Here is a 6,658-nt window from a genome sequence, read left to right as displayed (position 1 = left end):
GCTCAGTGGTAGAGCACTCCCTTGGTAAGGGAGAGGTCGAGAGTTCAATCCTCTCTTGCAGCACCATTTTTCCACGATCTCTGCAATTTGCTGCTTTTGCGCCCGGCAGAGGGCGCCTTTCATGGTGGCATGGACAAGGTTTCGCTTACCCTATCCCGAGGGGGCAGGGGCACGGAATTGACGCGCCCCCTGATTGGGCAGAGTATTCATGCTCAACACGACCCGTTCTATGGTTCATCCATGGCCGGCCAACCGCCGGGCCCGGAGCGTCTATGGCGAAACCGACACGAGCGATTCCCGTACCAGCATCGGCCAGTCCCTATTCAACACGCATGGTCGTCGCCTATCGGTACGGATCGCTGGTGATCGCCGGCATCGGCATGGGCTGGGCAGTTGTGTTCGCGGCCATCGGCTGGTGGGGCGTGGTGGCGCTGGACCTGGCCATCATCGCCAGCGGACTTTCCATCTATATGCTGATCCGACAGGGCCATTTCGCCTTCGGCCTTCTGGCGGCACAGGCTGCGCTGATGGCGATCGCCGTCACCATGGGCCTGCTGCTCGATCCACCAACGGCGGACGCTCCCCGCGTCACCCATATCTACCTGCTGGTGGTGGCCGCTCTGGGCTATCTCAATTACCAACGGGAAAAGACGCGCGCCCAACTGGTGCTGATCGGGCTCTGCCTGGCCGGCTTCGTGGTGCTGGCCAGCGCGCCGCTGCACAATCCATACACAGTGCCGATGCCCGACACGGTGCGGAGCGCCGGCACCTGGGCCAATACGATCCTGGCCACGAGCCTGCTCGCCGGCGCCATCTATGCCATGCAAGCCGAATTCAGCCGCAAGGACAAGTTCAGCCGCGACCTGGCCGCCGCCCTGTGGAATGACGAGTTCCACCTCGTCTACCAGCCGCAGGTGGACCTGGCCCGCACCACCATAGGCGCCGAAGCGCTGCTGCGCTGGACAAGCCCGCAGCGCGGCCCAATCTCGCCGGCCGAATTCATTCCGCAGGCGGAAAAATCGGGGCTGATGGTGGGCATTGGCGGCTGGGTGCTGGAAAAGAGCTGCCAGACGCTGGCGGCCTGGGGCAAGCACCCCGATTTCCGCCATTTGACGCTTTCGGTCAATGTCAGCGCCAGCCAGCTTCTGCACGAGGATTTCGAGGAAACGGTGCGCGAGGCGCTGGTCTCGACCTGCGCCGATCCGCGCCGGCTGATCCTGGAGCTGACCGAAAGCGTGCTGGTGACCGAGATGGACCTGGTGATCGCCAAGCTCGACGCCCTGCATGAGATGGGAATCACCATCTCGCTCGACGATTTCGGCACCGGCTATTCCGCGCTCTCCTATCTGCGCCGGCTGCCTATCCAGCAGCTCAAGATCGACCGCGGCTTCGTGCAGGACGCAGCGAGCACGTCGCGCAGCGCCTCGCTGGTGTCCAATGTCGTGCGCATCGGGCGCGACCTGGGCCACAACGTTCTGGCCGAAGGGGTGGAAACCATGGAGCAGCACAGCCTTCTGGCCCGCGCGGGCTGCACGCTGTTCCAGGGCTATTTCTATGGCCGGCCGATGACGCTTTCCGATTTCGAACTGCGCATCGAAGCGGAGGCCAATGGCGTCATCTCGATTGCCCGCAGCGCCGACGCATAGGACGGCGCCGCCGGAAGACCGGTGGCGCGCGGCATCAGGCCCGCAGCGCCCTTGCTGTGGCCACGAGATGGGCGAGCGACGCCTTGACCTCGGGCCAGGCCCGCGTCTTGAGACCACAATCGGGATTGACCCAGAGATGGTCGGCCGGGATGCCTTCGGCAGCCTTGCGCATCAGCGCCTCCATATCGGCCTGGCCGGGCACGCGCGGGGAATGGATGTCCCAGACGCCGGGGCCGATTTCGTTGGGATAGTTGAAGGTGCTGAAGGCCTCAAGCAGTTCCATGTCCGACCGCGAGGTCTCGATGGAAATCACGTCCGCGTCCATCTCGGCGATGGCGGGCATGATGTCGTTGAACTCGGCATAGCACATATGGGTGTGGATCTGGGTGTCGTCGGCCACCCCCGACGCGGCAAGGCGGAAGCAATCCACCGCCCAGCGCAGATAGGCGCCCCAGTCGGCCTGGCGCAGCGGCAGGCCTTCGCGCAGCGCCGGCTCGTCGATCTGGATGATGCCGATGCCGGCCTTTTCCAGGTCCAGAACCTCATCGCGGATGGCGAGGCCGATCTGGCGGCAGGTTTGCGAACGGGGCTGGTCGACGCGCACGAAGCTCCATTGCAGGATGGTCACCGGGCCGGTCAGCATGCCCTTCATCGGGCGGTCGGTGAGGGACGCAGCAAAGCTGGACCAGCGCAGCGTCATCGGCGCCGGGCGGGAGACGTCGCCATAGATCACCGGCGGCTTTACGCAGCGCGACCCATAGGACTGCACCCAGCCATTGCGGGTGAAGGCGAAGCCATCGAGTTGCTCGCCGAAATATTCCACCATGTCATTGCGCTCGAACTCGCCATGCACCAGCACGTCGAGCCCCAATTCTTCCTGGATGCGCACGGCCTTTTCGGTTTCCGCCTCCAGAAAGGCGTCGTATCCGGCCTGGTCGAGCACGCCTTTCCTGAAGGCTGCGCGAGCCTCGCGCACTTCCCGGGTCTGGGGGAAGGAGCCGATGGTGGTGGTGGGATAGGCGGGCAGGCCGAAGCGGGCGCGCTGCCTCTGGCGGCGCGTGGCAAAGGGTGAGGCCCGGTCCAGCGCGATGGATTGGGCGGCGCGAGCCACAACCGCCGGCTTGTGGATGCGCGCAGACGCCTTGTGGGCGGCAATGGAAGCGGCGCTGGCCTCGAACGCGGCCTTGGCCGCCCCCCTGCCCTGCTGCATGGCCAGGGTCAGCGCGGCGACCTCGTCGAGCTTTTGCCGGGCGAAGGCCAGCCAAGATTTGAGCTCGGCGTCAAGCCCGGTTTCAGCATCGAGATCGACGGGGCTGTGCAGGAGCGAGCAGGATGGGGCAATCTCCAGCCGGTCCGGGCCGATGCTGTCCCAGGCCCGGCCGACAAGCGCCAGGGCCGCATCGAGATCGGTGCGCCAGATATTACGGCCATCGACCACGCCGACCGAGAGGATCTTGTCGGCAGGCAGGGCAGACAAAACGGCATCGAGCTGCTCAGGGGCGCGGACGAGATCGATATGCAGCCCCGCCACCGGCAGGGCGGTAGTCAGCCCTGTATTGTCGCGCAAGGCACCGAAATAGGTGGTCAGAAGCACCTTTGGGCCCGCCTTGCCCAGGCGGGCATAGGCGGTCTCGAAGGCTGCCTTCTGCCCGTCGGACAGATCGAGTGCCAGGACCGGCTCGTCCACCTGCACCCATTCGGCACCCTCGGCGGCGAGCCGGGCGAAAAGATCGGCATAGACCGGAACCAGCCCATCGAGCAGGTCGAGCGGGTCGAGGCCATCATCCTTGGCCTTGGCCAGGCTGAGGAAGGTGACCGGGCCGAGAATGACGGGGCGAGTGGCCAGGCCCAGCGCCCTGGCCTCGCGATAATGGGCCAGGGGCTTGTCGGGGGTGAGGCTGAAATTCTGCCCCGCATGCAATTCGGGGACGATGAAGTGGTAATTGGTGTCGAACCACTTGGTCATCTCCATGGCCGGGGCAGCATCGGTGCCGCGCGCCATGGCGAAATAAAGCTGGTCGGGATCGGCGATGCCGGCAAAGCGCGGCGGGATGGCGCCGACCAGCACCGCGGTATCGAGCACGTGGTCGTAAAGGGAGAAATCATTGGAGGGGATGATGTCGATGCCGGCCTCGTGCTGGAGGGCCCAATGGCGGGCGCGCAATGCGCCGGCGGTGGCGTGGAGTGCGGCGGCGTCGCTGTCGCCCTTCCAGTAGGATTCGAGCGCCTTCTTCAGCTCGCGGTGAAGGCCGATGCGGGGAAAGCCGAGATTGGCGGAACGGGTCATGGAAATTTCCGATGCAAAGCTGCCCGGCGCCAGAACAGGCGCAGGCGAAAAAAGCTGATGAGGCGACGGCTCGGGTTCTGCCCGAGGTCAGCGACGCATTCGGAAACGGTGACGAAGGCTCGTCATGGGTCTGGTCCTCTTGCCGATCCGCCCGATCAGCGCGAAGTGAAGCTCAATTCCATGGTAGGTCTCCTGGCTCACGGATCGAACCGGGCCCCTCCTTCCCGGCCTTATGGCCAGTGGATCGCGGGCACCCGTCTCCGCCGACAGTTGCGGGGGCAGCCCCGGACTTGAGCCCGAGGCTCGCACCGGATTCCCTGTTATCCCCTCGCGGGGACCATGGACAGCGGCACCATGCCCAAGGGCAGGAGAGAAGTCAATCAAGATATAAAGATTTCTTTATATGATATCTGGGGCGCATAAAAATGCCTCCCGGCCGGAGCAGGGAGGCATCAGAACAAAGCGCGGGCGATGGCTTTAGAAATTCCAGTCCTCGTCCTCGGTCGCTATCGCCTTGCCGATGACATAGGACGAGCCCGAGCCCGAGAAGAAATCGTGGTTCTCGTCGGCATTGGGCGAGAGGGCCGAGAGGATCGCCGCGTTGACCTTGCAGGCTTCGGGCGGGAACAGCGCCTCATAGCCGAGGTTCATCAGCGCCTTGTTGGCATTGTAGTGGAGGAATTTCTTGACGTCCTCGGACAGCCCCACCCCATCATAGAGCTCTTCGGTGTAGCGCGCCTCGTTGTCGTAGAGTTCGAGCAGGAAGTCGAAGGCGAAATCCTTGATTTCCTGGCGCTTTTCTTCCGGAAAATGCTCAATTTCACGCTGGAACTTGTAGCCGATGTAATAGCCATGCACGGCCTCGTCGCGGATGATAAGACGGATGAGGTCGGCAGTATTGGTCAGCTTGGCGCGGCTCGACCAGTACATGGGCAGATAGAAGCCGGAATAGAACAGAAAGCTTTCGAGGAAGACCGAAGCGACTTTCTTCCTGAGTGAATCGCCGCTGTCATATTGGGCCATGATGAGGGCCGCCTTCTGCTGGAGGAAGGTGTTTTCTTCCGACCATCGATAGGCATCGTCCACGTCCGGCGTCAGGCACAGGGTGGAGAAAATGGACGAGTAGGAGCGGGCATGCACCGCCTCCATGAAGGAGATATTGGAGAGCACCGCCTCTTCATGCGGGGTCGCCACATCTTCCATCAACCGCACCGCACCCACCCCGTTCTGGATGGTGTCGAGCAGGGTCAGCCCGGTGAAGACGCGGATGGTCAGCGTCTGCTCCTCTGGGGTAAGCGTCGCCCAAGAGGGGATGTCGTTGGACAACGGCACCTTTTCGGGCAGCCAGAAATTACTGGTCAGTCGGTTCCACACTTCGAGGTCCTTTTCATCCTCGATACGGTTCCAGTTGATGGCGCGGATGCGGGACAGGGGCTTGACGTGAACGTTCATTTTTTGGTCCTCACAGCGCGCAGGAAACGCAACCCTGCACCTCGGTCCCTTCGAGGGCGAGCTGGCGCAGGCGGATGTAGTAGATGGTCTTGATGCCCTTCTTCCAGGCGTAGATCTGGGCCTTGTTGATATCGCGCGTAGTGGCGGTGTCGCGGAAGAACAGGGTCAGCGACAGGCCCTGATCGACGTGCTGGGTCGCCGCCGCATAGGTGTCGATGATCTTTTCCGGGCCGATCTCATAGGCGTCCTGATAATATTCGAGATTGTCATTGGTCATGAAAGCGGCCGGGTAATAGACGCGGCCGATCTTGCCTTCCTTGCGGATCTCGATCTTGGAGACGATGGGGTGGATCGATGAGGTCGAGTGGTTGATATAGGAGATGGAGCCGGTGGGCGGCACGGCCTGCAAATTCTGGTTGTAGAGCCCGGTCTTCATCACCTTCTTCTTGAGCTCGGCCCAGTCCTTTTGCGTGGGAATGGCAATGCCGGCCTTCTCGAACAGTTCGGCCACGCGCGCGGTGGCAGGCTTCCATTCCGCTTCGGTATATTTGTCGAAATATTCGCCAGAGGCATATTTCGAGTTCTCGAAGCCCTTGAAGGTTTCGCCGCGCTCGGTGGCGATGAGGTTGGACGCGCGGACAGCGTGATAGGTCACCGTCAGGAAGTAGATATTGGTGAAATCAACGCCTTCCTCCGAACCGTAGAAAATACGCTCGCGGGCGAGATAACCGTGCAAATTCATCTGCCCCAGACCGATGGCGTGGCTTTCGGCATTGCCCCTGGCGACCGAGGGGACAGAGGAAATGTTGCTCATGTCCGAAACGGCGGTCAGCGCGCGGATCGAGGTCTCGATGGTCTGGCCGAAATCGGCCGAATCCATCGCCGCGGCAATGTTGAGCGAGCCCAGATTGCAGGAAATATCCTTGCCCAGATGCTGGTAGCTCAAGTCCTCATTGTAGAGGCTGGCATCGCTGACCTGGAGGATTTCCGAGCAGAGATTGCTCATGGTGATGCGCCCGGCAATGGGGTTGGCGCGGTTCACCGTGTCCTCGAACATGATGTAGGGATAGCCGGACTCGAACTGGATTTCGGCGATCACCTGGAAGAATTCGCGCGCCTTGATCTTCTTCTTCTTGATGCGCTTGTCCTCGACCATCTCGCGGTATTTTTCCGTAATCGAGATTTCGGTCATCGGCACGCCGTAGACGCGTTCCACGTCATAGGGCGAGAACAGGTACATATCCTCGTTGTTGCGGGCCAATTCGAAGGTGAT

General features: G+C 62.2%; 3 protein-coding genes, 1 pseudogene and 1 riboswitch. Of the genes and pseudogenes, 1 reads left to right on the top strand and 3 read right to left on the bottom strand.

The features are described from left to right. Positions 1-332: 332 nt before the first annotated feature. Complete coding sequence (locus VDP82_RS12270; protein ID WP_323015134.1) at positions 333-1,646, top strand: EAL domain-containing protein; 1,314 nt, start codon at positions 333-335, stop codon at positions 1,644-1,646. Positions 1,647-1,680: 34 nt separating this feature from the next. On the opposite strand, the gene metE is transcribed toward VDP82_RS12270, so the two are convergent. The 3 genes and pseudogenes from metE to VDP82_RS12255 all read right to left on the bottom strand — a co-directional run. After that, positions 1,681-3,933, bottom strand: coding sequence for a 5-methyltetrahydropteroyltriglutamate--homocysteine S-methyltransferase (metE, locus tag VDP82_RS12265; RefSeq protein WP_323015133.1), 2,253 nt, complete (start codon positions 3,931-3,933; stop codon positions 1,681-1,683). A 164-nt stretch (positions 3,934-4,097) separates the two neighbouring features. Continuing rightward, positions 4,098-4,290, bottom strand: a riboswitch (cobalamin riboswitch). Positions 4,291-4,410: 120 nt separating this feature from the next. Further along, positions 4,411-5,385: a class 1b ribonucleoside-diphosphate reductase subunit beta gene (gene nrdF / locus VDP82_RS12260; protein ID WP_323015132.1), complete on the bottom strand. Its 975-nt coding sequence runs from the start codon at positions 5,383-5,385 to the stop codon at positions 4,411-4,413. Between the two features lie 10 nt (positions 5,386-5,395). Beyond that, a pseudogene (locus VDP82_RS12255) lies at positions 5,396-6,658 on the bottom strand (ribonucleotide-diphosphate reductase subunit alpha); the annotation flags it as partial.

Source organism: Devosia sp., assembly GCF_034675085.1.
In the GTDB taxonomy this organism is placed as follows: Bacteria; Pseudomonadota; Alphaproteobacteria; order Rhizobiales; family Devosiaceae; genus Devosia.
Note: the sequence above shows the minus strand (reverse complement) of the source record. Positions and strands in the feature narration are given on the sequence as shown.

Bases quoted from the DNA above. Each gene is read 5' to 3' on its own strand.
- VDP82_RS12270 (WP_323015134.1), top strand. From the start codon at position 333: ATGGTCGTCGCCTATCGGTACGGATCGCTGGTGATCGCCGGCATCGGC.
- metE (WP_323015133.1), bottom strand. From the start codon at position 3,933: ATGACCCGTTCCGCCAATCTCGGCTTTCCCCGCATCGGCCTTCACCGC.
- nrdF (WP_323015132.1), bottom strand. From the start codon at position 5,385: ATGAACGTTCACGTCAAGCCCCTGTCCCGCATCCGCGCCATCAACTGG.